General features: G+C 39.0%; 23 protein-coding genes. 9 read left to right on the top strand and 14 right to left on the bottom strand.

The features are described 5' to 3' along the window. Positions 1-49 precede the first annotated feature (49 nt). Entirely contained in the window at positions 50-1,291 is a 1,242-nt protein-coding gene (locus NXG61_RS01050; RefSeq protein WP_196603256.1) for an adenosylhomocysteinase, read from the bottom strand. Positions 1,292-1,414: 123 nt separating this feature from the next. On the opposite strand from NXG61_RS01050, the gene NXG61_RS01045 reads away from it, so the two are divergent. After that, complete coding sequence (locus NXG61_RS01045) at positions 1,415-2,443, top strand: IS6 family transposase (protein WP_307225425.1); 1,029 nt, start codon at positions 1,415-1,417, stop codon at positions 2,441-2,443. 92 nt (positions 2,444-2,535) lie between these two features. On the opposite strand, the gene mtnP is transcribed toward NXG61_RS01045, so the two are convergent. The 13 genes from mtnP to NXG61_RS00980 all read right to left on the bottom strand — a co-directional run bounded on the left by mtnP (position 2,536) and on the right by NXG61_RS00980 (position 14,315). Continuing rightward, positions 2,536-3,333, bottom strand: a complete 798-nt coding sequence (gene mtnP / locus NXG61_RS01040; protein ID WP_196603257.1) for an S-methyl-5'-thioadenosine phosphorylase — start codon at positions 3,331-3,333, stop codon at positions 2,536-2,538. Positions 3,334-3,398: 65 nt separating this feature from the next. Then, positions 3,399-4,145: a 5'/3'-nucleotidase SurE gene (surE, locus tag NXG61_RS01035; protein ID WP_307223009.1), complete on the bottom strand. Its 747-nt coding sequence runs from the start codon at positions 4,143-4,145 to the stop codon at positions 3,399-3,401. 4 nt (positions 4,146-4,149) lie between these two features. After that, on the bottom strand, positions 4,150-4,857 hold the full coding sequence (locus tag NXG61_RS01030) for a 7-carboxy-7-deazaguanine synthase QueE (protein ID WP_432748963.1): 708 nt from the start codon (positions 4,855-4,857) through the stop codon (positions 4,150-4,152). 2 nt (positions 4,858-4,859) lie between these two features. Then, a complete protein-coding gene (gene queD, locus NXG61_RS01025; RefSeq protein ID WP_196603260.1) occupies positions 4,860-5,237 on the bottom strand; it encodes a 6-carboxytetrahydropterin synthase QueD in 378 nt (125 codons plus the stop codon). A gap of 230 nt (positions 5,238-5,467) precedes the next feature. Beyond that, positions 5,468-6,388, bottom strand: a complete 921-nt coding sequence (gene rbsK, locus NXG61_RS01020) for a ribokinase (protein ID WP_307223003.1) — start codon at positions 6,386-6,388, stop codon at positions 5,468-5,470. Positions 6,389-6,399: 11 nt separating this feature from the next. Continuing rightward, positions 6,400-7,422, bottom strand: a complete 1,023-nt coding sequence (locus NXG61_RS01015) for an aldose 1-epimerase family protein (RefSeq protein WP_307223001.1) — start codon at positions 7,420-7,422, stop codon at positions 6,400-6,402. Positions 7,423-7,448: 26 nt separating this feature from the next. Beyond that, positions 7,449-8,753, bottom strand: coding sequence for an L-fucose:H+ symporter permease (gene fucP / locus NXG61_RS01010; RefSeq protein WP_307222999.1), 1,305 nt, complete (start codon positions 8,751-8,753; stop codon positions 7,449-7,451). A 76-nt stretch (positions 8,754-8,829) separates the two neighbouring features. Further along, positions 8,830-9,471: a deoxyribose-phosphate aldolase gene (gene deoC, locus NXG61_RS01005; protein ID WP_307222998.1), complete on the bottom strand. Its 642-nt coding sequence runs from the start codon at positions 9,469-9,471 to the stop codon at positions 8,830-8,832. Between the two features lie 232 nt (positions 9,472-9,703). Next, positions 9,704-10,639, bottom strand: a complete 936-nt coding sequence (locus tag NXG61_RS01000) for a sugar-binding transcriptional regulator (protein ID WP_196603265.1) — start codon at positions 10,637-10,639, stop codon at positions 9,704-9,706. A gap of 191 nt (positions 10,640-10,830) precedes the next feature. After that, on the bottom strand, positions 10,831-12,063 hold the full coding sequence (locus NXG61_RS00995; RefSeq protein WP_307222996.1) for a glycosyltransferase family 2 protein: 1,233 nt from the start codon (positions 12,061-12,063) through the stop codon (positions 10,831-10,833). Positions 12,064-12,128: 65 nt separating this feature from the next. Then, positions 12,129-12,896 carry a CDP-alcohol phosphatidyltransferase family protein gene (locus NXG61_RS00990; RefSeq protein WP_196603322.1) on the bottom strand — a complete coding sequence of 256 codons (768 nt, stop codon included), beginning with the start codon at positions 12,894-12,896 and terminating at the stop codon, positions 12,129-12,131. After that, positions 12,893-13,522: a phosphatidylserine decarboxylase family protein gene (locus NXG61_RS00985; protein ID WP_196603267.1), complete on the bottom strand. Its 630-nt coding sequence runs from the start codon at positions 13,520-13,522 to the stop codon at positions 12,893-12,895. Before NXG61_RS00985 ends, NXG61_RS00990 begins: the two co-directional genes overlap by 4 nt. 103 nt (positions 13,523-13,625) lie before the next feature. Beyond that, a complete protein-coding gene (locus NXG61_RS00980; RefSeq protein WP_196603323.1) occupies positions 13,626-14,315 on the bottom strand; it encodes a WecB/TagA/CpsF family glycosyltransferase in 690 nt (229 codons plus the stop codon). Positions 14,316-14,617: 302 nt separating this feature from the next. Here NXG61_RS00980 and obgE point away from each other — a divergent pair, with 302 nt between their 5' ends. The 8 genes from obgE to NXG61_RS00940 all read left to right on the top strand — a co-directional run bounded on the left by obgE (position 14,618) and on the right by NXG61_RS00940 (position 22,704). Continuing rightward, positions 14,618-15,895, top strand: coding sequence for a GTPase ObgE (obgE, locus tag NXG61_RS00975; RefSeq protein ID WP_307222992.1), 1,278 nt, complete (start codon positions 14,618-14,620; stop codon positions 15,893-15,895). An 18-nt stretch (positions 15,896-15,913) separates the two neighbouring features. After that, positions 15,914-16,219 carry a YhbY family RNA-binding protein gene (locus NXG61_RS00970; protein ID WP_196603269.1) on the top strand — a complete coding sequence of 102 codons (306 nt, stop codon included), beginning with the start codon at positions 15,914-15,916 and terminating at the stop codon, positions 16,217-16,219. Positions 16,220-16,239: 20 nt separating this feature from the next. Beyond that, a complete protein-coding gene (gene proB, locus NXG61_RS00965) occupies positions 16,240-17,367 on the top strand; it encodes a glutamate 5-kinase (RefSeq protein ID WP_307222990.1) in 1,128 nt (375 codons plus the stop codon). Between the two features lie 39 nt (positions 17,368-17,406). After that, positions 17,407-18,660 carry a glutamate-5-semialdehyde dehydrogenase gene (locus tag NXG61_RS00960; protein WP_307222988.1) on the top strand — a complete coding sequence of 418 codons (1,254 nt, stop codon included), beginning with the start codon at positions 17,407-17,409 and terminating at the stop codon, positions 18,658-18,660. Positions 18,661-18,817: 157 nt separating this feature from the next. Continuing rightward, positions 18,818-19,423: a nicotinate-nucleotide adenylyltransferase gene (gene nadD, locus NXG61_RS00955; RefSeq protein ID WP_196603272.1), complete on the top strand. Its 606-nt coding sequence runs from the start codon at positions 18,818-18,820 to the stop codon at positions 19,421-19,423. A gap of 116 nt (positions 19,424-19,539) precedes the next feature. After that, positions 19,540-20,367, top strand: coding sequence for a helix-turn-helix domain-containing protein (locus tag NXG61_RS00950; protein ID WP_196603273.1), 828 nt, complete (start codon positions 19,540-19,542; stop codon positions 20,365-20,367). Positions 20,368-20,380: 13 nt separating this feature from the next. Then, entirely contained in the window at positions 20,381-20,848 is a 468-nt protein-coding gene (gene nrdR, locus NXG61_RS00945; RefSeq protein ID WP_196603274.1) for a transcriptional regulator NrdR, read from the top strand. 134 nt (positions 20,849-20,982) lie between these two features. Further along, positions 20,983-22,704, top strand: a complete 1,722-nt coding sequence (locus NXG61_RS00940; RefSeq protein ID WP_307222985.1) for a TIGR03960 family B12-binding radical SAM protein — start codon at positions 20,983-20,985, stop codon at positions 22,702-22,704. Positions 22,705-22,713 lie beyond the last annotated feature (9 nt).

Genomic DNA, 22,713 nt, shown 5'->3' with positions numbered 1-22,713 from the left:
ATAAATGAGGCCCTGCAGTTATTACAGGGCCCCTGAGGAATATGGACGATCAAGCCTGGTGAAGATACCTGTGCTGCTCATCCGAAAGTTTATCGATATTGATATTCAGCGAATTCAACTTGATCTGAGCTAATTTGATATTTATTTCATTTGGCATCAAATGAACTTTATTTTCCAGAGAATGATGATTTTCTAAAATATGCAATGCCGAGAAAAATTGTACGCCGAATGAGAGATCCATTATTTCGGCAGGATGTCCGTCTCCGGCAGCAAGATTTACTAAACGTCCTTCTGCCAGAAGGTAAAGTTTTCTGCCGTCTTTTTGTTTATACTCTTCAATATTTTTACGAACGGTTCTTTTGGACACGGCATTGGACATGAGGTCAATCTTATTTATTTCCACATCAAAATGACCTGAATTAGCTAATACAGCGCCATTTTTCATAACAGCAAAATGTTCTTTTGTTATTATATCCTTGCAGCCGGTAAGTGTCAGAAAAATATCACCTATCTTGGCAGCTTCCTGCATCGGCATAACCCTAAAACCGTCAAATACGGCTTCAACAGCCTTGATAGGGTCTATTTCGGTAATAATAACTTTTGCACCCAATCCTTTTGCACGCATTGCCGCACCTTTGCCGCACCAGCCATAACCGGATATTACGACATTTTTGCCTGCTATGACGAGATTTGTCGTACGCATTATTCCGTCCCACGTAGATTGTCCTGTGCCATAACGATTATCGAACAAATACTTGCAATATGCGTCATTGGCGGCTATCATCGGAAATTTCAGCTTCCCAGTATCAGCGAGTGCACGCAGACGAATGACACCGGTAGTCGTCTCTTCACTGCCTCCTATGATTTTGTCGGCGAGATCTGCACGATCACCATGCAGATGGGCGACGAGATCACCGCCGTCATCTATGATGATATCAGGCTTCGTATCAAGAGCCTTATTGATAAACATATCATATTCTTTGTCAGTACAGCCATGCCATGCAAAAACACTGGCTCCTTCTTCGACCAAAGCGGCGGCTACATCGTCCTGTGTTGAAAGCGGATTGCTGCCGGTGATTGCCAGCTGCGCTCCTGCGTGCATAAATACGAGCCCCAAATATGCCGTTTTGGCTTCCAAGTGCATCGTAATAACCAATTTTTTACCGGCAAAGGGTTTGCTTTTTGAAAACACAGCATCAATATGATTTAATACAGGCATAAAATTCTTTACCCATTCTATTTTATCGTGTCCTGACGGTGCAAGCTTAATATCGCGTATCATCGATTCCATTTAATAAAATTCCTCCTAATATGATAGATCGTTTTGTTAACTTAAATGAAAATTGAGGCACCGAACCTTTCAATGGTACAATGTTTCTGCTAGAAAACACACCAATCGAAAGGACGATGCCTCATGCAGAAAATTATACCGATTGTATGCCCTAAATGCAACAATAATCACCATTTCCATAAGTTTGGCAAAGATAAATTCGGTAATCAAAAATATCGCTGCCTTGCTTGTAAACATCAATTTGCACCAGATGCTCTCCCCAGTGTCAGAGGTAAAAAGTATCCTCCTTGCCCTATGTGTGGAAAATCGTCTTTCTTGCATCACGATTATCGTGATTATTCTAACTTTCGTTGCTCTGATAAAAAATGTAATCATTCATTTTTTCAACCAAAATCAACTGCTACTTTGCCACCTTCTGTTTCTAAACTTTTTGGTAAATCCAATTTATCACGCATGCGTCATCCAGTTCATTTAATCATCACTGTTTTAACTCTTTTTTTCATAGGCAAAAGCTCTACTCGTAACATTTCTCTCATGCTTTATCAGCTCTACAGCATCAAGCTTTCTCATGTTAGTGTTGCTGAGTGGTGCAAAAAATTCGCTCCGCTTTTTGATAATATTTCTTTAAAGCTCATACCTTCTATGAATTTCAATTCTGATGAATGGCATGCTGACGAAACAGTGGTTAAAATTGCTGGAAAGAAATACTACATCTGGTTCATCATCGATAGTGAAACCCGCTTTGTTCTTGGTTTTCATCTTTCACCACATCGTTCTTCTCCTCAGGCACATGCTTTATTTCAGCATGTTTCCCCTTTAGGTAATCCCAATGCCATTGTTAGCGATCGCTATAGTGCCTACAAGATTCCTACTAAGTGCTACTTTCCTCATGCTAAACACATTCGTGTCGAGAGCTTTAAGGACGATATTAGCAACAATCTTATCGAAGCTTTTAACAACCGTTTCAAGGCTTGGTATAAAACCAAACGTGGCTTTCATTCTTTTCACTCTGCTAATGCTACTATTTCTGTTTTTGTCTTCTTTTTCAACTTCATGCGCCCTCATACTGGTCTTAATCATTTAACTCCTGCTCAAGTTGCCGGAGCTAACTATAATCCCAATATGAAAAACTTGTTTTCTTTAGCAAGTTGATAAAATTTAGTGCTTTTCTACAGAAACATTAGCTATCTTTTCATTTTTACTTAACAAAGCCTGATAGATAGAGATAGACTTTGACTTATCAGTCAGATATTAAATCCGCCGAACTCAGCAATGGTGCTGGCACAATGACATTCTTCTTTTACACTTGTCAATAGTTCGATGGATTTCATTATAAGATTTTTGATATTGGCACCATTTTTTTCCATAGTGGCGACTACCTCTGCATGTGTAAGAGGTGTTTGTGATATACCGGCGGCCTGATTTGTAACCATTGAAACTGTCGCGTAGCACATTTCTGCTTCATGTGCTAAAGTCACCTCTGGTACATTAGTCATACCGACGAGATCACCGCCGAATCTGGCATACATTTTTATCTCGGCGGGAGTTTCAAATCGGGGGCCTTCCGTGCACACGTATGTGCCGCCCATATGTGCTGTTATTCCCAATTCGCCTGCAGCTTTCTTTAAAACCTGGCGCAGATGCGGGCAATATGGTTCGCTGACATCAGCGTGCACCACTTTACCGTCTTTTCCTTCAAAGAAAGTAGTGATGCGGCTTTTAGTAAAATCAAGGAACTGATCAATAAGAACAAAATCTCCCGGTTTCATGGATGGATTCAAAGAACCGACAGCTGTTGTTGCAAAAATTTTTTTTACACCAATCTTTTTAATAGCCCATATATTGGCGCGATAATTAATTTTATGTGGCGGAATAGAGTGATGACTGCCGTGGCGGGGAATAAATGCCACTTCCACCCCATTATAAATACCTGTTTTAAAACTTACCTCGCCAAAGGGAGTGGTAATGCTGTCATCATGTATATCAGTCAAGATCGAGGGATCATAAACTCCGGTTCCGCCAATTATGGCAATTTCTGGCATAGTATAGCCTCCTGATTTTTTATTATTACATGCTAATCCTTTTTAGTGAATAAATGAATTAAAATTCATTTATCAAGCAATAAATCCTGCAGAAGCTTTTTATTAGTCCGTCCTATTTTTAGCGGATTTATAGAGACAAACCCGTTATGAATAGCCCAAATATCACTGCCTTCAATGTTACCGGCATCGTTTGGTGTTCCATTCATGTAATAACATGTTTCGCCCTGTTCGTCTGTTTCAGCGGCATATTCATTATGGTATGTGCGGCGTCCCTGCTTTGTATAGCGAAAAATATCTGCTCTGTCAGAAATTTTTTTTGGAAAATTTATATTATACATATACGGTTTTTCTCTTCTTAATGCAGGCAGTTTTTGCCTGAAGATTTCTGCGACCTCGGTAAAGCTGAGCTCAGAATTGACCACTCGTGATACGGCTATAGAGAAAATGCCGTGCAGATGGCCCTCCATAGCGGCACCGACTGTGCCTGAATACAATACATCCGTTCCCAAATTGCCGCCGTCATTTATGCCAGATATTATGATATCTGGCAGGTCGTTTTCATACAAAACTTCGGTAGCCAGTTTTGTACAATCGGCAGGTGTGCCATAAACCTTATATGCTTCAACAGGTAGTTGAAAATCGACTCTTTTTACTTTTATTCGGCTATGTGCTGACAGAGCCTGCGACATCCCGCTTTGCTGCACTGCCGGTGCGACTATACGCAGATCATAATTATCTGTTAAAACTTCTGCCATTGCATAAAGTCCCTGTGCGTTAATTCCGTCGTCATTGACTAATAAAATTTTTTCCATAAATTCACCTTTGCCCCATCATGATATGTGTTTGGCCTATTACACGGACATCATCTATCTTTTCCATTGCGAGACTTTGCCATTCAAGCATTTTTCTCGGAGCGGGCTTTGTATAGATGCCGTATGGTGTGATAGGCTGTAAAATCAGCATGATATTTTTATCTGTCCCGCTTAATAAATTTATGGCTTTTTTAAAATCGTTCAAGGAAGTTTCCTGAGCGATAACTATCTTAACATACACATCTTTTTGCCGGGCTATGTGTAAAAAATCCGCGTGCTGTTGCCAAAGCTCCGTATGTACTGCATCCGGCATTTTAAAATCCATACTTATAATGGAGATATTATTGATAACTTTTGATAATTCTTCGGGCAAAGAACCGTTTGTTTCTAAAAAAAATGGCAGATTGATATGTTTGGCCATTTCGTTGATGAAAGCTGTGTGCAAAAGGGGCTCACCGCCGGTAAGACTGATGGAATGATGCCTTTTCAGAAGAATTTTTTGTATATAGGGAAGAATATCAGTTAACTCGACAGGATTTAATAAAGTTGCCTCATTTTCAAGATCACAGTTTTCAGAATGAAGAATATCATTTGTATCACAGTAACCGCAATCAAGATTACAGCCGGCAAAGCGAATGAAAAGCTGACGGCAGCCAGCATATTTTCCCTCACCCTGTATAGAGGAAAATATCTCACTTATCGGTGCATGCAATTTTATGCCTCCTCGTAATATAATGCCGCTGATTTTTCTGTTTCCCATACTTTTACAAATTTCACACGGCATTTTCCTTTTATATTTTCATGCTCGCTTAGTCTATGATATAAATAAGCAGCAATATTTTCTGCTGATGGATTTGAGGACAAGAACGGCTCCAATTCATTAAGATAATGATGGTCAAATTCGCCGATAATCTCTCTGAGGGCACCTTTCAATTTTTTAAAATCAATAAGCATACCCAACTCATCAAGTTTGCTGCCATATACTACTGCTTCAACTATCCAGTTGTGTCCGTGCAGATTATCGCATTTCCCGGGATAACCAATAATGCGGTGGGCTGCGCCAAAATCATTTTTTACTGATAACTCAAACATTTTTTACCTCCTGACAACCTCACTACATAAAATTATAACATAAATAGGTTCTTATTTCAGGTAGAGTTTATATTCCATGTAATAAAAAAATATTGTATATAGGGGATTTTATGATATAAAAAACTTCCAAACCACTTGATCTGAATTGGTTTGGAAGTTTTTGACGCATTATCATTTTGGGAGAAGACATTATTACAGTAATAATACAGCTGAAATGAAATTACACGATACTATTTATGAGCTGCTAAAAATTTTTGGACTTCTTGATAAGAAGGATATGATTTTTGGGTGCCTTTTTTTGTGACACTCAAAGCCGAGAATGCACTGGCTTCGTACATTGATGCTAAAATATCATTGCTTTTTACGTAACAGCTGGCGAAACATCCTATGAAAGCATCCCCGGCACCGGATGAATCAACAGAGTCAACAGAAAAAGCATTTAAACGATGGACGGAGTCTTTACTCACCCACATTGAACCTCTTGCCCCCATCGTGACAATAATATTTTTTATGCCTTTTTCCACCAGCGAAATTGCCGCTTTCTTTATATTTATGTCAGTATCTACGGGCATTTTTGTGATAAATTCAAGTTCTGTTTCATTGGGAACAAAAAAATCACATTCTTTAATTTTTTCAATGTCAAGCTTTGCGTTTGCAGGTGCCGGATTGAGCAGCACTCTGATACCATTTTTAATGGCAAACTGTACAGCATAATATACGGTATCAAGATTGACTTCCAATTGCAGAATTATGAGACTGCATTTTTTCAGATGGTCAGCCGCTTTATGAATGTCTTCGGGCAAAAGATATTCATTAGCTCCTTTTATGATCAGTATTCTGTTTTGTCCTGAGGAATCCACAAATATGGGAGCTACACCACTGGATATATTCTTTACCCGTTCGACAAAAGTAGTATCTATATTGTAATGTTTAAAATTATTTATAGTATTATCAGCGAATATGTCATCACCTACCTTTGTTAATATCATCACATCACTGCCATAGGATGCGGCAGCTACGGCCTGGTTGGCACCCTTTCCGCCGCATCCTATGGAGAATTCGGGAGCTTCCAATGTTTCCCCGTCTATAGGCATTCTGTCTATATAGGAAATTAAGTCTACCATATTAGAACCAATAACTGCTATTTTCAAAAGTTTTCTCCTTATTTTTTACCAGTTGTTACTGAAAAATATTTTTCTTCATTAGATTTCAACATTATTAAAGTCCCCGACTTTTTAGCAGCCAAAAACCCTTCGGGCCTGCATGTAGCAGGTAAAACGAAAGCAGATACCTGTTGATCTGCATTGTATAGAAGCCATCTGGTTGCGCAGGGGAATTCTTTTGTCGAAAAGGTTGTTTTAAAACCGAATCCTTTAGGAGAATCTATTTCAAAAACAGCATTTTCGGTATAATTCTTGAGATCATCCGCCATAAAAACAATTTCAGGGTCATACATGTCGGGCTGATCAAGTTTAGTCAAAGTACTGCCATTTTTTTGTAACTGTTTTATATCTTCATTATAATGCATCCATTTTGGTGTGGGCTTGACATGTGCTGGTATGGATTCGCGTAATTTGAACGCTTTTTCTGGTACATTTGAAGAAATAATGGCATTATCTACATATGCATAATTCATGTGACACATATATTGTAACGGCATGTCGATACCTGTAAGATTTTTTACTTTCATGCCAATGTCCATTTTTGTGTCATTTGCTTTTATAGTAAGACTGGGATGTGATAAATAGTGATAACCGAAGCCTTGACAATATTCGTATTGACCAGTTACTGAAATAGTTTCATCAGAAAGTTCCAACCATGCCTCATCAATTGGTGCACATGACATTTCTCCATGCATTGGATGAGTATCTTCCGGTGATGGACATCCATTTGATAAAAGTCCAGAATGAAAAGCAAAACAACCATAGGTATCAATGATACAGTTTGCTGGCTTGGGCTGGGAAAACATGTTCTTCATCCGCAGGCTTATTCCGTCAAATTCCGCATCCCATATTATTTGCCCCATGTAGGGAAGAACTGTTACATAGCCTCTGCTGTTTGTTAGTTTTACCGCTTCGACTCCTGATGGATATATAAATATGTCGACAGTAAAATTATCATTTTTAAAAATTTCTTTAGATTTTTCTGAAAAAAAACCACGCTTGAGAAAAATTTTATTTTTCATTTTATTTTTACCTCTTTTTGTTATAGTCAATATTCATTGCCGATTCTTTTGTAAAAATAATAGCCAACATAGGCAAAACAGAAGAAATTTACTATAAACGAAAATTGCATTGAACCGGTTATGTCTGAGACAAGTCCCTGGATAGCAGGCACAAACGCCGCGCCTATTATGGACATGACAAGGACAGCTCCGGCAGTTTCAGTATATTCTTTTTCTACTGAATTTAATGTTTCGGCGTAAATAGTCGCCCAGCATGGTCCCATCAATATGCTTATTGCTACTGCAGCGTATACTGCTGTAAAACTTGGTATAAAAGAAACATAAAGGACCAATGCACACCCGATAATTGAATATGCTAATAAAACTTTATTTGCAGAAAATTTTGCAATCAAAAAATTTGCTATAAATTTCCCAACAAAAAAACATGCATAGCTAATTACCATAAAATCAGCAGCCATACGTTCATTTATAGTGTTATCGAGAACTAAAGCCAATCTTATTGTAAATGACCATACAGCTACCTGCATTCCTACGTAAAGAAACTGAGCTGCAATTCCCTTCTTGAATTTACTGTTTTTAATGAGATATTTTAAAGTTTTGATAATTCCTGCGTCGTTTTTATTTGATGTTTTTTCGATAGTCTTACATTTAGGATATTTAGTGATGAGAAATAGAATAAATACTGCAACTAGAATATATATCATAATTTTATATGGATGTAGAGTATGCTGCAACATTTGCAACTTAAAAGCATGCAGAGCTGTTTCATTTAGAACAGCCATTTGTGTAGCCAAACTGGCACCATTTTGAAATATCAGGTATTTTCCCAGCAGGATTCCGGCGGCAGCGCCAATAGGATAAAAAGTTTGGCTTATATTTAAACGCAATGTAGAATATTTGCGAGGTCCTAACATGGTGCTATAAGTGTTTGAAGCTGTTTCCAGAAAACCAAGGCCTATAGCAATGGAAAAAACAGCAAATAGGAACATCGTATATGTGGCCATGTCAGATGCGGGAAAAAATAATCCGCAGCCAATAATATAAAATAATAAACCACATAGGATAGCAAATTTGTAGCTAGTCTTTTTGATTACTATGGATGCTGGTATTGATATCAAAAAATATCCACCGTAAAAAGCACTTTGCACTAAGGCACTTGCAAAGTCGCTTAATGTAAATACACTTTTGAATTGAGTGATCAATATATCGTTTAAGCTCGCTGCAGCACCCCATAGTGGAAATAAGCATGATAATAATATGAATTGAAAAATTGGTGTTTTGTTTAAATAACCATCATCGTATTGTAGTAAAGCATCTTTCTTATCTGCCATAATTTTTCCTCCAAGTAAACATTGAGAAAACAGTTATTCCAATAAATAAGTGTTTTCTCAATATAAATCTTTATTATTAATTCACAATTTCCACGCCGTGGCTTGTACCAATTCTTTCTGCACCGGCAGCTATCATTATATCTGCATCCTGTCTGCTGCGAATACCACCGGCAGCCTTTACTTTGGCTTTGCCATTAACAGTCTTTTTCATTAGGGCAACGTCTTTTTCTGTTGCTCCGCCTATGGAAAAACCTGTTGATGTTTTTACGAAACTTGCACCCGCTTCAACAGCCAGATTGCATGCACGTACTTTTTCACTATCTGACAGCAGGCAGGCTTCTATAATAACTTTTACGATTGCTTTACCTTTTGTTGCTTTAACAACTGCAGAGATGTCATTTTTGACATATTTGTCATCACAGTCTTTCAATTTGCCTATGGCTATCACCATATCAATCTCTGAAGCACCATCTTTGATGGCCTGTTCTGTTTCAAAAACTTTTACAGATGTGGGAGTGGCTCCCTGCGGAAAACCAATTACTGTGCAAACAGCAATATTTGTATTTTTTAGCTGTTCATACGCATCTGATACCCATATAGGACTGATACATACAGAGGCAAAATTGTATTTTTTTGCCTCTATTAAAAGTTTTTCCAGATCCTTTTTTACGGCATCTGTTTTTAATAATGTGTGGTCTATCAATTTTGCATAATCCATAGTCTACCTCCGTTAGCGTTGATATTTATTACAAAATTTATCTTAACATATTTTCGAACTTATGTAAACTAAATAATGAAATTAATTTCATTATTTAGTTTACATTGAAAAATATCCTTTGTTATTATGAACAATTGTTTAATAATGAATAATCAAATGAAAAAGACATAATTCCAATAAGTTAAATTTTTAGATATAACCTATTAGAACTATGTCTTTTTATCTTTATCTATTATTTTATTAACGCATGTGCTGTATATTGATCTGTTACCAATATGTTGGCAAAACCGCCTGCCAAAGCCGCTTTTATAGCAGAAATTTTTCTTTGGCTGCCTGCAACAAGAATTCGTTTTTCCTTATTCTTTAACTCTTCCAAATTTATCCCGACTGTTCTGTTGTCAAGTTCTTTATTACATAATTCACCTTCTGCGTTAAAAAAACGTGAACATATATCACCGACAGCATCTTCCTTTAATATACGCTTATCCTTTTCATCAATGTAACCTAATCTAAAAAGCAGAGCATCATCTTTTACAGTCCCTACTGTAAATACCGCTATGTTTGCCTGGCGACCAAGTTCCAATATCCTTTTTATATGACGATCATTTTCTACTAATTTTTTCATCTGTACACTGTCGAACATTAGCGGTAATGGTAAATACCGGCCGACCGTGTTGAATGATTCAGAAAATAATTCAACAACTTCATAGGCATAGGTATTACTTTGCGAATGACTGACGCCACCTTTTAATTGGACAATTTGTACACCTTTTAGTGACTTTGATCGTAATTTCAAAGCCACATTATAAATAGTAAGCCCCCAACTTACACCTATAATATCACCGTCTTTAGTCACTGCATATAGATATTCTGCTGCCTTTGCACTTATGCTTTTTGTTATTTCATCTCGTGTATCAAGTGGCGTATAAGCGATTTTCACGTCATCTAAATTATACTTGCTGATTAACATCTGTTCTAAGCTGCTATTGTCTTCAATAGGATCTACTATATTTATCCGGACAAATTTTTGATCTTTTGCATATTGCAGCAATCGTGAAACAGTTGGTCTGGATATATTTAGTTTTTCAGCAATTTGCTGTTGGCTGTAATCTGACTCATAATATAATTTTGCAATATTTATACTGAGCCGTTCTTTGTTGTTGTCCATTTGTATATTCCTCAAATTGTATATTATTCAAAAATTATTGTAAATTTATTGGAACGTAATATAATATTTTTATAAAAAATATCGAATAATAAAAAGCTATCGCATAGCAGCACTAACTACTTGCAATAGCCTTTTATTTTGTGGCAGTAATCCTATCGTTATGATATATTTATTATGTGCAGCATAGATTTTTAACGAACAATGTCATCATATGAAACGGCACGTGTATGTTGGGTATGACTCCATTCGTGTTCATTGCGATGCAGAAATCCCAAAAATACTATAGGAATCCAGCTGTATATAAAAATAGGATATAAGATAAGATAAAACCATGCTTTTAATCTAACACGTATTTTTAGCAGTATAATAACAGGTAAAACATATTGCCCTAACGTAATCACTGTAAGCAATGATGAAGGAAGAAATTGATATATATTGGTAAATAAGCTTATGCCGAAACCCATTTGAATATAACTCATGATAACGAAAATCGTGGATATCATCAGAATATGAGGTTGCAATAAATGCATGCAGCCATCCAATATGCGGATATCATGTTTTTTTATACCGGCCTTGATCATTTTGGGTATAAAACGGTGAGCAACATCAAATTGCCCTTGTGCCCAACGTTTTCGCTGACGCCATGACTGCATAAATGTAAGCGGTTTTTCATCATAAACTATGGCATCGTGGGCCCATGTGGTTTTTATTCCTTCAGTTAAAGCTTTCATCGTAAATTCCATATCTTCTGTCAGACATGTGGCGCCCCAGCCATATTTATGCAATACATCTGTTGTTATGCACATGCCAGTACCACCAAGAACGGAAGACAAACCTATGTTGGTTTTTGCCAGATGCCATATATGATCAATTACCCAAAATGAAATGGCAAAAGTTCCGGAAATCCATGTATCGTAAGGATTTTTTGCATCAAGGTAACCTTGAATGAGTTTATCACCCTTGCAGAGACGATTGTTCATTTCTAATAGAAAGCGTTTATCGACAAGATTATCCGCATCAAAAATTGCCACAGCATCATATTGCCGCTGCATTTTGAAAAGACGACTGAACATCCATTCCATGGCAAAGCCTTTGCCATGTTTTTCTTTATCAGTTCTTTCATGAACGATGGCGCCGTGGACTGAAGCAATTTGTGCAGTATTGTCACTGCAATTGTCAGCTATAACAAAAATATCGTATAGGTTTTTGGGATAATCAAGCTGTCCGAGATTATCTATTAATTGACCGATGACAGCTTTTTCGTTATGCGCGGCAATGATTACTGCAAACGACTTTTCAGGTACAAGAATTTTGACCTCCTTGCGCCTCCATAGTCCACAGACACCGATACAAAAATAATATACTGTAAATAAAAATATTATCCCCTGTATCGGCAGCATAATATAATCGAGAGCATATGTCATTAGAATTAGTTCCCCTTTGGCTGTATATCTTCAGGCATACTCTGCCCGCACAAACCATGAATGCATTAAGCGATTTTGTTGCAAATAGTATTTAATATACCAAAAACAGCATATGTAGAAAAAATAGCGAATAAAACTGCAAACGGAAATACCGCTCGGCATAGGAAGATAAGACCTAAAGCAAACAGCAGGGAAAGAATCAATGCTGCTATATTTATTTTTTCGCCAGTACCTTTAAAATCAGGATAATGGATATTGCTTACCATTAAAAAACCTGTAAAAATAACTACAAAAGGTACGACATACCCGATCATTATCGGTGGTATAAAAGGCAGATTGGCTATAAGCATGGCAGCTGTTGCTATCATGCAGCCGCCGGCAGGAATGGGCAGCCCCATGAAGTAGCCGTGCAATGTGCCGGCATTGACATTAAAGCGTGCCAGACGCCACATTCCGCAAACAGCGTAAATAACACCGGCGATAATACTGAAATACATAAAATAACGCAAACTGTCAGGCGGGGTGCCAGTTTTCATGGCAGCCATGCTGATAATTGATAAGGTGAAAAGAACCGATATTATTCCGGGAGCAACGCCGAAGGAAACGACATCGCAAAGAGAATCCATTTCCTTGCCCCGTTCATCGGTGGTACCGAAGTAACGGGCAAGACGGCCGTCCAGTCCGTCTGCAAGCAGTGCCAGTAATATAAATATAGGGGCATCAATCAAAGGACCAAACTTAACTCCACCCATAAGCATCACAAATATGGACAATATACCAAATACCAAATTCATCGAAGTGCAGACATTTGGTATCCATGCTTTACTCATTATTTTTTTATCCTCCCAATAATTGTTTCTCCGCCGACAACTTTATCGCCTTTTTTGACGAGCACAGCTATGTTGTCAGGCATGACGACCTCAGTACATGAACCGAATTTAATGAGACCGTAAAGCTCGCCCTTTGTCAATGTATCATTGAGTGTGACCCAGGATACGATGCGTCGGGCTAAGATTCCTGCTATTTGTGTAACTGTGATTCTCATTTCGCCATTGTCTATACCAATCATGTGGCGTTCATTTTCAAAACCAACACTATTTTTATATGCCGGACGAAAACGCCCGCAGGTATATTGCTGTAACTTTATTTCGCCTTTTATGGGACTGCGGTTGACGTGAACATTAAAAACCGACAAAAAAATCGTTACCTTGGTTCCGGGTCCCTTGACAAAATCATCATGATCAATTTTAACAACTTTCATGACTTTCCCGTCGGCAGGCGAAACGATCACTGATTTATCATCTGGTATATTTCTTTTTGGATTTCTGAAAAAAAATGTAAAGAATCCTGCAAGAACGCCTGGAGCAACAGCTGCATACGGCCCGATAAAAGCACCTGTACCAACAGTTAAGGCCGCGGCAAAACCAATGAACTTGTAACCTTCTTTAACAATATTCATTTTTATTACCTCTTCTATAATTAAAAACTGAATTATCAGTTCAATATATGTGTACTGCACACACTTATAACATATCAATTATAGTATAATACATTTTTTTTGTCTACTGATTAGTCTTTTTTTTCCATGACCATACAGCTTTTATAAAGCGGGGCAGGGCCATCAGACGACCGGCTCTGCTTGGCTGCATCATCCCGCGGAAAAGCCATTCTAATTTTGCTTTCTGCATCCATAAAGGGGCTCTTTTCATGACACCGGCCATGACATCAAGTGTGCCGCCGACGCCGATAGCAAGAGAACAGTTCAATTCATGTAAATGCGTATACAGCCACTTTTCTTGTTTGGGGACACCAAGCGCTGCAAGAAGGATATCTGGCTTCGCAATATTTATTTCTTCAACTATTTTTTTTTCGTCAGCAAGCGTAAAAAAACCGTTTCTTACTCCTGCTATCTGAATTCCGGGATAATCTGCCATTGCTTTTAATTTTGCTTTTTCCGCTACACCCGGAGCTGAACCGAAAAAAAATATACGCCAGCCTTTTTGCGGCGCTGCTGCCAATAGCTTTTGCACCAGATCAAATCCGGCAACGCGTTCAGGCATAGGCACTCCCAGGTAATTAGATGCCCATACTGTGCCGGCGCCATCGGGAACTACCAGATTGACTTTATTCAGTATTTCTCCCAATTCATTATCTTTGGTGGCACGCATAAGCATTTCGGCATTAGCTGTTGCGATCATTGATTTGTTTTTCGCTTCAATAAAATGTGTTGCTGCTTCCACTGCCTGACACATAGTTACTGAAGCCACTTTTATACCCAGAATATCAACCGTTGTAAACAATTGCCCATTCCCCTTTTTACAGTTAATCTCCTATTTAGAGACGGCTCAGTAATATACGCTATCCCGCAACAAATAGATTTACAAGCCAATAAGACATTTTATCATATTCTCTGTATTATGGAAAACTATTTATTATACCTATGTTGAAAAAATCCCATATTGACAACATGCAGCTTTACAAATATAAGATTTTCTGATATTGTTTGAGAGATATAACAAATTTTTATTTTTAAATATTCAGAACGGGAGAAAAGATGAAATTTATAGATAGAACAAAAATAACTGTCAAGGCTGGTGACGGCGGAAATGGCAAATCGGCTTTTCGCCGGGAAAAATTTGTGCCTAAAGGCGGACCCAGTGGTGGTGACGGCGGAAAAGGCGCCGATATAATATTCATTGTCGATAATAACATGAATACATTGCTGGATTTTCGTTATAATCGTAAATTTTTAGGGAAAAATGGCGGTAACGGAGATATAAAGAATCAATTTGGCAGAAATGCGCCTGATTTAATGATAAAGGTTCCTGCAGGCACAATCATTAAAGATGAAGACACCGGTAATATTTTAGCTGATCTGACGGACGCAGATGAAAGTGTTGTCATCTGCAAGGGCGGACGAGGCGGCCGAGGTAATGCACGTTTTTCCAATAGTGCTAATCGCGCTCCTACTTTTGCCGAACTTGGTGAACCTGGTGCTTATAAAAAGTTGATTTTGGAATTGAAAGTGCTGGCTGATGTGGGACTTATAGGGTATCCCAGTGTTGGCAAATCCAGTCTTATAGCGTCTGTGTCAGCAGCACGTCCCGACATAGCCGAATATCATTTTACCACTTTATCCCCTATTCTTGGCGTGGTCAGTGTGGGACCTGAACAGAATTTCGTTATGGCCGATATTCCAGGACTCATTGAAGGTGCAGCAGACGGGATCGGGCTCGGACATGATTTTCTGCGGCATATTGAACGGACAAAGATTCTTATACATGTTATAGATGCATCCGGCATAGAGGGAAGAGATCCTGTCGATGACTTTTATAAAATAAACAAGGAATTAGCATTATATGCTGATAAATTGACAAAAAGTCCGCAGGTAATTGCTGCCAATAAGATAGATCTGCCTGAAGCTGCTGAGAACTTAGTCAGACTAGAAGCGTTGGCTAAAAAAGAAGGACTTCCTTTCTTTAAAATATCAGCAGCAACAAAAGAAGGGGTAACTGATTTAATGAAGCATGTATATACCATGCTGCTCAATTATACAGCACCTCCTGAAATTGAAGAAAAGATCAAGATATACAATGCTGAAAAAGATAATGATGAAATTAAAATATCCAGAGACATGACAGGAGATTTTGTTGTTTCGGGGAAGGCATTAGACAAGCTGGTCGCCATGACTAATTTTGCCAATGACGAAGCTTTGCGCCGCTTTCAGTATATTTGGCGGCTCAAGCAGATTGATGGAAAGCTGAAAGACAAAGGTATCAAGGAAGGCGATACTGTGCACATTGGTGCGATGGAATTTGAATTTAGAGAATGAAAATCTGGAGGATGAAATTTGATTCGAAATACATTAACAGGCAAACAAAAACGATTTTTACGTTCAGCAGGAACAGCGCTTGAACCTATTGTTCAAATAGGCAAGGAAGCAGTGACGCCGTCATTGGTTAAAAGTGCCGATGATGCAATAACGAAAAGAGAACTTATTAAGGTCAGGGTATTGCAAAATTGCATGCAGTCTCCCGAAGAGGCGATAACTCTTTTGGCAGAAAGAACAGATTGTGATCTGGTTCAGCTGATAGGTCGCAACGGATTATTATTCCGCAAGAATTTTAAAAAACCTAAAATAGAATTGCCTAAATAATACAGACGAGGGTAAATTCAATGAAGGACAGAGATGAAATAAAAGAGGCCGGACGCATTGTTGTTAAAGTCGGTACAAGCACGTTGAATCATGCGGGAGGACGTTTAAATATCCACCGTATCGAGTGCCTGGTACGGCAATTGTCAGATCTTTCTAATCAAAACAGGGAAATAGTACTTGTAACGTCAGGAGCTGTGGGAGCCGGCCTCAGCCGTATGAAAATGGGAGAAAAACCCGACAGTATCCCGGAAAAGCAGGCCTTGGCCGCCATCGGTCAGGGAATTCTTATGCATATCTATGAAAAATTGTTTGGTGAATATGGGCAGACTGTAGCTCAGGTGCTTTTGACAAAGGAGAATTCAGTTCGCTACTCACAGTATATAAATTCACGCAATGCACTTTTGGCACTGCTGCAGATGCAGGTTATTCCGATAATTAACGAAAATGATGTCGTGGCGGTGGATGAGCTTAAAATTGGCGATAATGATACTTTATCTGCCACAGTTGCCAGCTTGGTGGATGCTGATGTATTGGTGCTCCTGACGGATACAGACGGACTTTATACCGATAATCCGCAGGTATGCCCGGATGCAAAACTTATAGACGAAATTTCTGAGATAACTCCGGAAATAGAGAATGCCGCCGGTGGTGCAGGCACAAAATTAGGCACAGGGGGCATGTTCACAAAGGTTCAGGCAGCGAAAATAGCTGTTAATTCCGGAGTGACTATGGTCATTGCCAATGGCAGCAGGAAAAATGTATTGACGGATATTTTTGCCGGAGAAAATATAGGAACTATTTTTCCTGCGCATGAAACACATTTGAAGCAAAGAAAAAGCTGGCTGGCTTTTGGTAAAAGAATTGCAGGCAGCATAGTGGTTGACCGTGGCTGTGAGGAAGCTCTTATAAAACACGGTTCGAGTATACTGGCTGCAGGTATAACTGATTTTGAGGGGCTTTTTATTGAAGGAAGCACGGTCAGGGTTCTGTCAGCTGATGCACGTGAGATAGCTCGTGGCATTATAAATTATGATACGAAATCGCTGAGAAAAATAATAGGTCATAATACCAAAGATTTTGCATCACTCTTGAATGGAAAAGTGTATGATGAGGTAATACATCGCGATAATATGGTCCTTATGGTTTAAGTAAAGCTTTCTCATAGCCTTTAAGAAAGGGGTTTCTTTGTGGAAAATACATTATTACTGAATGAACAGGCTGGAGCAGCTCAGGCTGCAGTAAATGAGCTGGCAGGATTATCTACCTTGGAAAAAAATAAAGCATTGTCTGATATGGCGGATACTTTAGAACATCGTCAAAGGCTCATTTTAGCTGAAAATCAGATTGATTTGACCAACAGCCGCAATAAGAACCTTAGTGCGGCTATGCTTGATAGATTGATGCTTAATGAAGAACGCATACATCAAATTGCAGATGGACTCAGGAAAATAGCCGCTCTGCCAGATCCTGTGGGCAGTGGACTGATGGAAGTGAAACGACCAAATGGGCTTGATATAAGGGCTGTGCGAGTACCATTAGGTGTTGTCGGTATAATCTATGAAGCTCGTCCCAATGTCACAGCTGATGTTGTCGGTTTGTGCATAAAATCAGGAAATGCAGTTCTTTTACGCGGCGGTTCAGAAGCGGTGAATACTAATAAGATAATAAGTTCAATGCTGGCTGCGGCGGCGTACAGTGCCGGAGTGCCAGAAGGATCAATTCAATTTATTGATCCAACAGACCGCAGTCTGGTTACCGAAATGCTTCATCTGCGCAAGTATATAGACGTTATTATTCCGCGTGGAGGCAGCAATTTGATAAAATATGTTGTTGATAACAGTACTGTTCCGGTTATAGAAACGGGAGCGGGTATTTGTCATGCTTTTATTGATAAAAGCGCTGATAAGGATATGGCTGCCAATATAGTAATAAATGCAAAAACATCAAGGCCTGCTGTCTGCAATACGATAGAGACTCTTTTGGTACACCGGGATATAGCCAAGGACTTTCTTCCGCTAATAGCTGATAAACTTTCTAAATATAATGTGGAAATGCGCGGCTGCGAACGTACCAGAGCTTTTTGCCCGGATATGGCACCTGCTGGAGAAGAAGACTGGGCAACTGAATATCATGATCTTATTCTCTCTATAAAGTTAGTTGATGATATAAATGCGGCTGTCAGCCATATTAACACATATGGAACGAAACATTCGGAAGTGATCGTGACAAACGACTATGCCAGTGCTCAGTTCTTTCAAAATAAAATAGATGCGGCTGCTGTATATGTGAATGCATCTACACGCTTTACGGACGGTTTTGAGTTTGGCTTTGGCGCTGAAATAGGTATCAGCACACAAAAACTTCATGCAAGAGGACCGATGGGCTTGAATGCGTTGACTACTATGAAATATTTGATCAATGGAAGCGGACAGATACGTTGATGCATCGATTTAGAGGATATCTGAGAACATTAAAGCAGTATTTGCACACTGCAAAAGGCAGGCATGATTTTCTTGATTATTTAAGAGCGCTGTTTATTATGCTTATGATCATGCTTGTTATGTATTTATTAATAAAATATTTATCAGGAGAGTACCAATGAGAAAGATTGGGATAATGGGCGGAACTTTTGATCCTATCCATTACGGTCATCTGATGACAGCTGAGGCAGTGCGTGATGAATATAAAATGGAACAGGTTATTTTCATTCCGGCTGCGAATCCGCCGCATAAATCTGGGCTGACAATCACGCCTGCTATTCACCGTTTCAATATGACACTGTTGGCTACATGTTCAAATCCATGTTTTCAGGTATCTAATATTGAAATGCGCCGTACAGGTCCTTCTTACACGATAGATACTGTATACGAACTCATAAGGGCTTACGGAAAAGATACAGAAATCTATTTTATAACCGGGGCTGATGCTGTTCAGGAACTTCCGACATGGGATAGAATAGAAGAGCTTTTGAGTATCTGTCAGTTCATTGCGGCGACGCGCCAGGGATGTATACCTGATGTCAATGCTATAAAAAAACATTTTGGAGTGTTGGGAGAAAAGCGTATTCATCGCCTGGCTACACCGGAACTAGAAATATCTTCAACAGATATACGAAATCGTTTGAAAAAGGGTTATTCTATAAAATACATATTACCGGAAGCCGTCGAACAATATATACGCAAGGAGCATTTGTATCTTACTTAGAAGGATCTGCTGTTCAATAAATAGAAATTGATAGGCAAATAGCAGAGTATTTGTCAAATAAACTTATATACGTTATAATGTAAGGCAAAGTCCTTTGACGAAGGGAGAAAAATGCTATGATCGGCGATATTTTCCGACAGGAACGGGAAAAACGGCAGATTACTTTAAAGGATGTCGAGAATGAGACAAATATCCGTATTTTATATTTGGAAGCCATAGAAAAAGGTGACTATAAGGTAATACGCGGTGAGGTATATCTTAAGGGTTTTATTAAGACATATGCAAAATTTTTAGATATTGATTATAATGAGATTTTAAAAAAGTATTATGAAGAAAATGGAATCGCTGCACCAGAAGACGATAGTTATCTAAGGCAGCATAATCCACAGACTGCTGATGAATCCGCCGCATCTGATCAGCAGCATTCTTCCCTGACTAAGGTTGATAAATCCGAGTCTGGCTTTCGGCAGCGTGTGGAAGAACGTCGGAAAAAAAGAAGTTCTGCCAATATTGTCTTTGGTTTAATAATAGCTATAGTAGTGATTGGCTGCGCAGCTTATTTTGTCATGCCCCTTTTGACGTCGTCAGGAGCATCAGTGGGTCCTGTTGTGCCTGCGGCCGATACAAAGGCTGTCCAGCCGGCAGCAGAGCCTGTGGAGAAAACACCGGTACCTGTTGAATATGATGGCGTTCATATGGAAGCTGTTTTTAATAATAAATGCTGGGTGGAAGTAAAAGTAGATGGAAAAACAGTTCTTGAAAAAACTGTTGATCAGGGCAGCACTTTTAAATGGGACGGAAAACAGGAAATTCAAGTGATTTTGGGTAATGCGGGAGCGGTAAAAATTATGATCAACGGTAAGGATGCTGGCAGTTTAGGCGCTGACGGTGCAGTGGTTACCAAAAAGTTTACCAAGGATAAAATAGAAGATGTAAAAAAATAAAGCAGGTGCATAGATGAAATGTCCATTTTGCGGCACAGTTGACAGCCGCGTCATTGATTCACGGTCTGCAGATGACGGAAATTCAACAAGACGCCGCAGAGAATGCTCTGCCTGTGGCAAACGGTTTACGACTTATGAAACAGTAGAAACAATACCGCTTATAGTCATAAAAAATGATGGACGTCGTGCTGTTTTTGATCGCAATAAACTTTTGAACGGTATTATTCGCTCATGTTATAAGCGGGACATTCCTATCGAGGATATCATTCATTTTGCAGACGATATCGAAAAGGATTTGCATAATATGATGGCATCTGAAATTCCCAGCAAAAAAATCGGTGAACTTATTATGGAGAGATTAAAACATTTTGATGAAGTAGCTTATATACGTTTTGCTTCTGTTTACCGCAAATTCACAGATATTGATAATTTTGCTCAGGAACTGGCAGAATTGAGATCAACGAAAGAGAATAAAAAATAAAAAGACTGTTGCCAAAACTGCTTTTGGTTGCCATAATAAATATTATGCTGCCAGTATTGTGGTTTTGCCAACGGCTTTTTTTTTACAGCTGTTGATCTGATGAAGCATTGCACTAACTTTTGGAGGTACAAATTTTGTCATGGAAAATTAAAAATCATTTACAGGAAATTTTGGCTGCCGAAGAAGGATATAGTTTATATCCTGCCGGTATCCGTACACGTTTTGCACTTTGCTATCCCAACCACTATAATGTCGGTATGTCCAATCTTGGGCTGCATATAATTTATCATCAAATAAATTCTCGTACCGACAGCGCGGCCGAACGTTTTTTTCTTCCGGACGGCAATCTGCAAAAGCAATACGAACAAAGCAATACTCCACTCTTGAGTCTTGAGTCGCAAAATCCTCTTTATGAATTTGCCATTATAGGTTTTGCCGTGTCTTTTGAGTTGGATTATTTTAATATATTGTCCATGCTGTCACGCGGCAAAGTAAAATTGCTGGCCTCAGAACGCGGTGAAAATGATCCCTTGGTAATCGCCGGAGGACCATGTGCTACGTTTAATCCCGAACCGTTGTATCTTTTCATTGATGCTTTTATTATCGGTGAGGGCGAAGAAACAATAAATCATTTTCTTGATGTATATCTCAGCACACGCAGGAAAGGGGAGTCACGCCAGAAAGCATTGCTTTGTCTGGCTAATATTCCTGGTGTATATGTTCCTGCCTTTTACAAACATGACTATGATGAAAGCGGCGTGCTGCGGTACATTTATCCGGATAAAAATGTACCGGCAAATATATTACGGCAGTGGGTAAAAAATATAGATGATTATCCGGCACATACAGTAATCAAAAGCAATAACACAGAATTTAATTTTTACTTGATTGAAACAGCTCGCGGCTGCGGACGCCATTGCCGTTTCTGTATGGCAGGCTATTGTTTTCGTGTCCCGCGCAACAGAAGTATAGAATCCATCATGCAGATGATAAGCAATGTTCCGGCAAAGGAAAAAATAGGATTGATGGGAGCGGCTGTATCCGATCATCCGCAAATCGATGAGATATGCCGTTTCATAAATGAGCGTAACCATCCGATGTCTGTGGCTTCGTTTCGGGCAGACTCTGTCACGCAGCTGCTGGTTGATTCTTTGGCTGCAAGCGGGCAAAAAACGCTTACACTTGCCCCGGAAGCGGGCAGTGTAAAACTGCGCCGCATTATCAATAAAGGAATTGAAGATGCTCACCTGTATAAATCAATAGATATGGGAATAAAGGCAGGTATTCAGAATTTCCGCCTTTATATTATGGTCGGTCTGCCGGAAGAAACTGATGAAGATATAGAAGCCATAATAAAAATGGCGTTTGATCTGCGCGGGTATATGGATAAGAACAAGGCCCGCGGTAAGTTGACATTGAGCGTAAACCCATTTGTTCCTAAACCGTTTACGCCATTTCAATGGATGGCTATGGCCGATATGCAAAAAGTTTCCGCGGTAATGAAATATATAAGGGCTTCTTTAAAGAAAGAAAAGAATATTGAAGTCTTGACCGAATCACCTAAAGAGGCATATTTACAGGGGATATTGGCGCGCGGAGACAGAAAGCTGTCGCAGATTCTTTATGAGGCGCACATGCTGGGAGGCAGTAAGGCCTTTCGGCGAGTTATGAAAACCCATAAAATCAGCGACTCCTTTTATCTTTACCGTGAAAGAAATATTGATGAACTTTTACCATGGAACATACTGGAGATGGGGGTAAAAAATGATTATTTTATCCACGAACTGGAAATGGCAAAAAAACAAAAATTTACTGTAAAGTGCTTTGACGGCTGCAAGCGATGCGGCGTTTGTTAAAGGAGATAA

The organism is Pectinatus haikarae (assembly GCF_050916305.1).
Taxonomy (GTDB): domain Bacteria; phylum Bacillota; class Negativicutes; order Selenomonadales; family Selenomonadaceae; genus Pectinatus; species Pectinatus haikarae.
The sequence above is the reverse complement of the archived record's forward strand: the minus strand, read 5'-3'. Positions and strand labels throughout refer to the sequence as shown.

Coding starts and splice junctions, on each gene's coding strand:
- surE (WP_307223009.1), bottom strand. CDS start 4,145: ATGGAAAAAATTTTATTAGTCAATGACGACGGAATTAACGCACAGGGA.
- proB (WP_307222990.1), top strand. CDS start 16,240: ATGAAGGACAGAGATGAAATAAAAGAGGCCGGACGCATTGTTGTTAAA.
- obgE (WP_307222992.1), top strand. CDS start 14,618: ATGAAATTTATAGATAGAACAAAAATAACTGTCAAGGCTGGTGACGGC.
- NXG61_RS00950 (WP_196603273.1), top strand. CDS start 19,540: ATGATCGGCGATATTTTCCGACAGGAACGGGAAAAACGGCAGATTACT.
- queD (WP_196603260.1), bottom strand. CDS start 5,237: ATGTTTGAGTTATCAGTAAAAAATGATTTTGGCGCAGCCCACCGCATT.
- NXG61_RS01000 (WP_196603265.1), bottom strand. CDS start 10,639: ATGGACAACAACAAAGAACGGCTCAGTATAAATATTGCAAAATTATAT.
- mtnP (WP_196603257.1), bottom strand. CDS start 3,333: ATGCCAGAAATTGCCATAATTGGCGGAACCGGAGTTTATGATCCCTCG.
- fucP (WP_307222999.1), bottom strand. CDS start 8,753: ATGGCAGATAAGAAAGATGCTTTACTACAATACGATGATGGTTATTTA.
- NXG61_RS01045 (WP_307225425.1), top strand. CDS start 1,415: ATGCAGAAAATTATACCGATTGTATGCCCTAAATGCAACAATAATCAC.
- NXG61_RS01050 (WP_196603256.1), bottom strand. CDS start 1,291: ATGGAATCGATGATACGCGATATTAAGCTTGCACCGTCAGGACACGAT.
- deoC (WP_307222998.1), bottom strand. CDS start 9,471: ATGGATTATGCAAAATTGATAGACCACACATTATTAAAAACAGATGCC.
- NXG61_RS01015 (WP_307223001.1), bottom strand. CDS start 7,422: ATGAAAAATAAAATTTTTCTCAAGCGTGGTTTTTTTTCAGAAAAATCT.
- nadD (WP_196603272.1), top strand. CDS start 18,818: ATGAGAAAGATTGGGATAATGGGCGGAACTTTTGATCCTATCCATTAC.
- NXG61_RS00980 (WP_196603323.1), bottom strand. CDS start 14,315: ATGTGTCAGGCAGTGGAAGCAGCAACACATTTTATTGAAGCGAAAAAC.
- NXG61_RS00995 (WP_307222996.1), bottom strand. CDS start 12,063: ATGACATATGCTCTCGATTATATTATGCTGCCGATACAGGGGATAATA.
- NXG61_RS00985 (WP_196603267.1), bottom strand. CDS start 13,522: ATGAATATTGTTAAAGAAGGTTACAAGTTCATTGGTTTTGCCGCGGCC.
- nrdR (WP_196603274.1), top strand. CDS start 20,381: ATGAAATGTCCATTTTGCGGCACAGTTGACAGCCGCGTCATTGATTCA.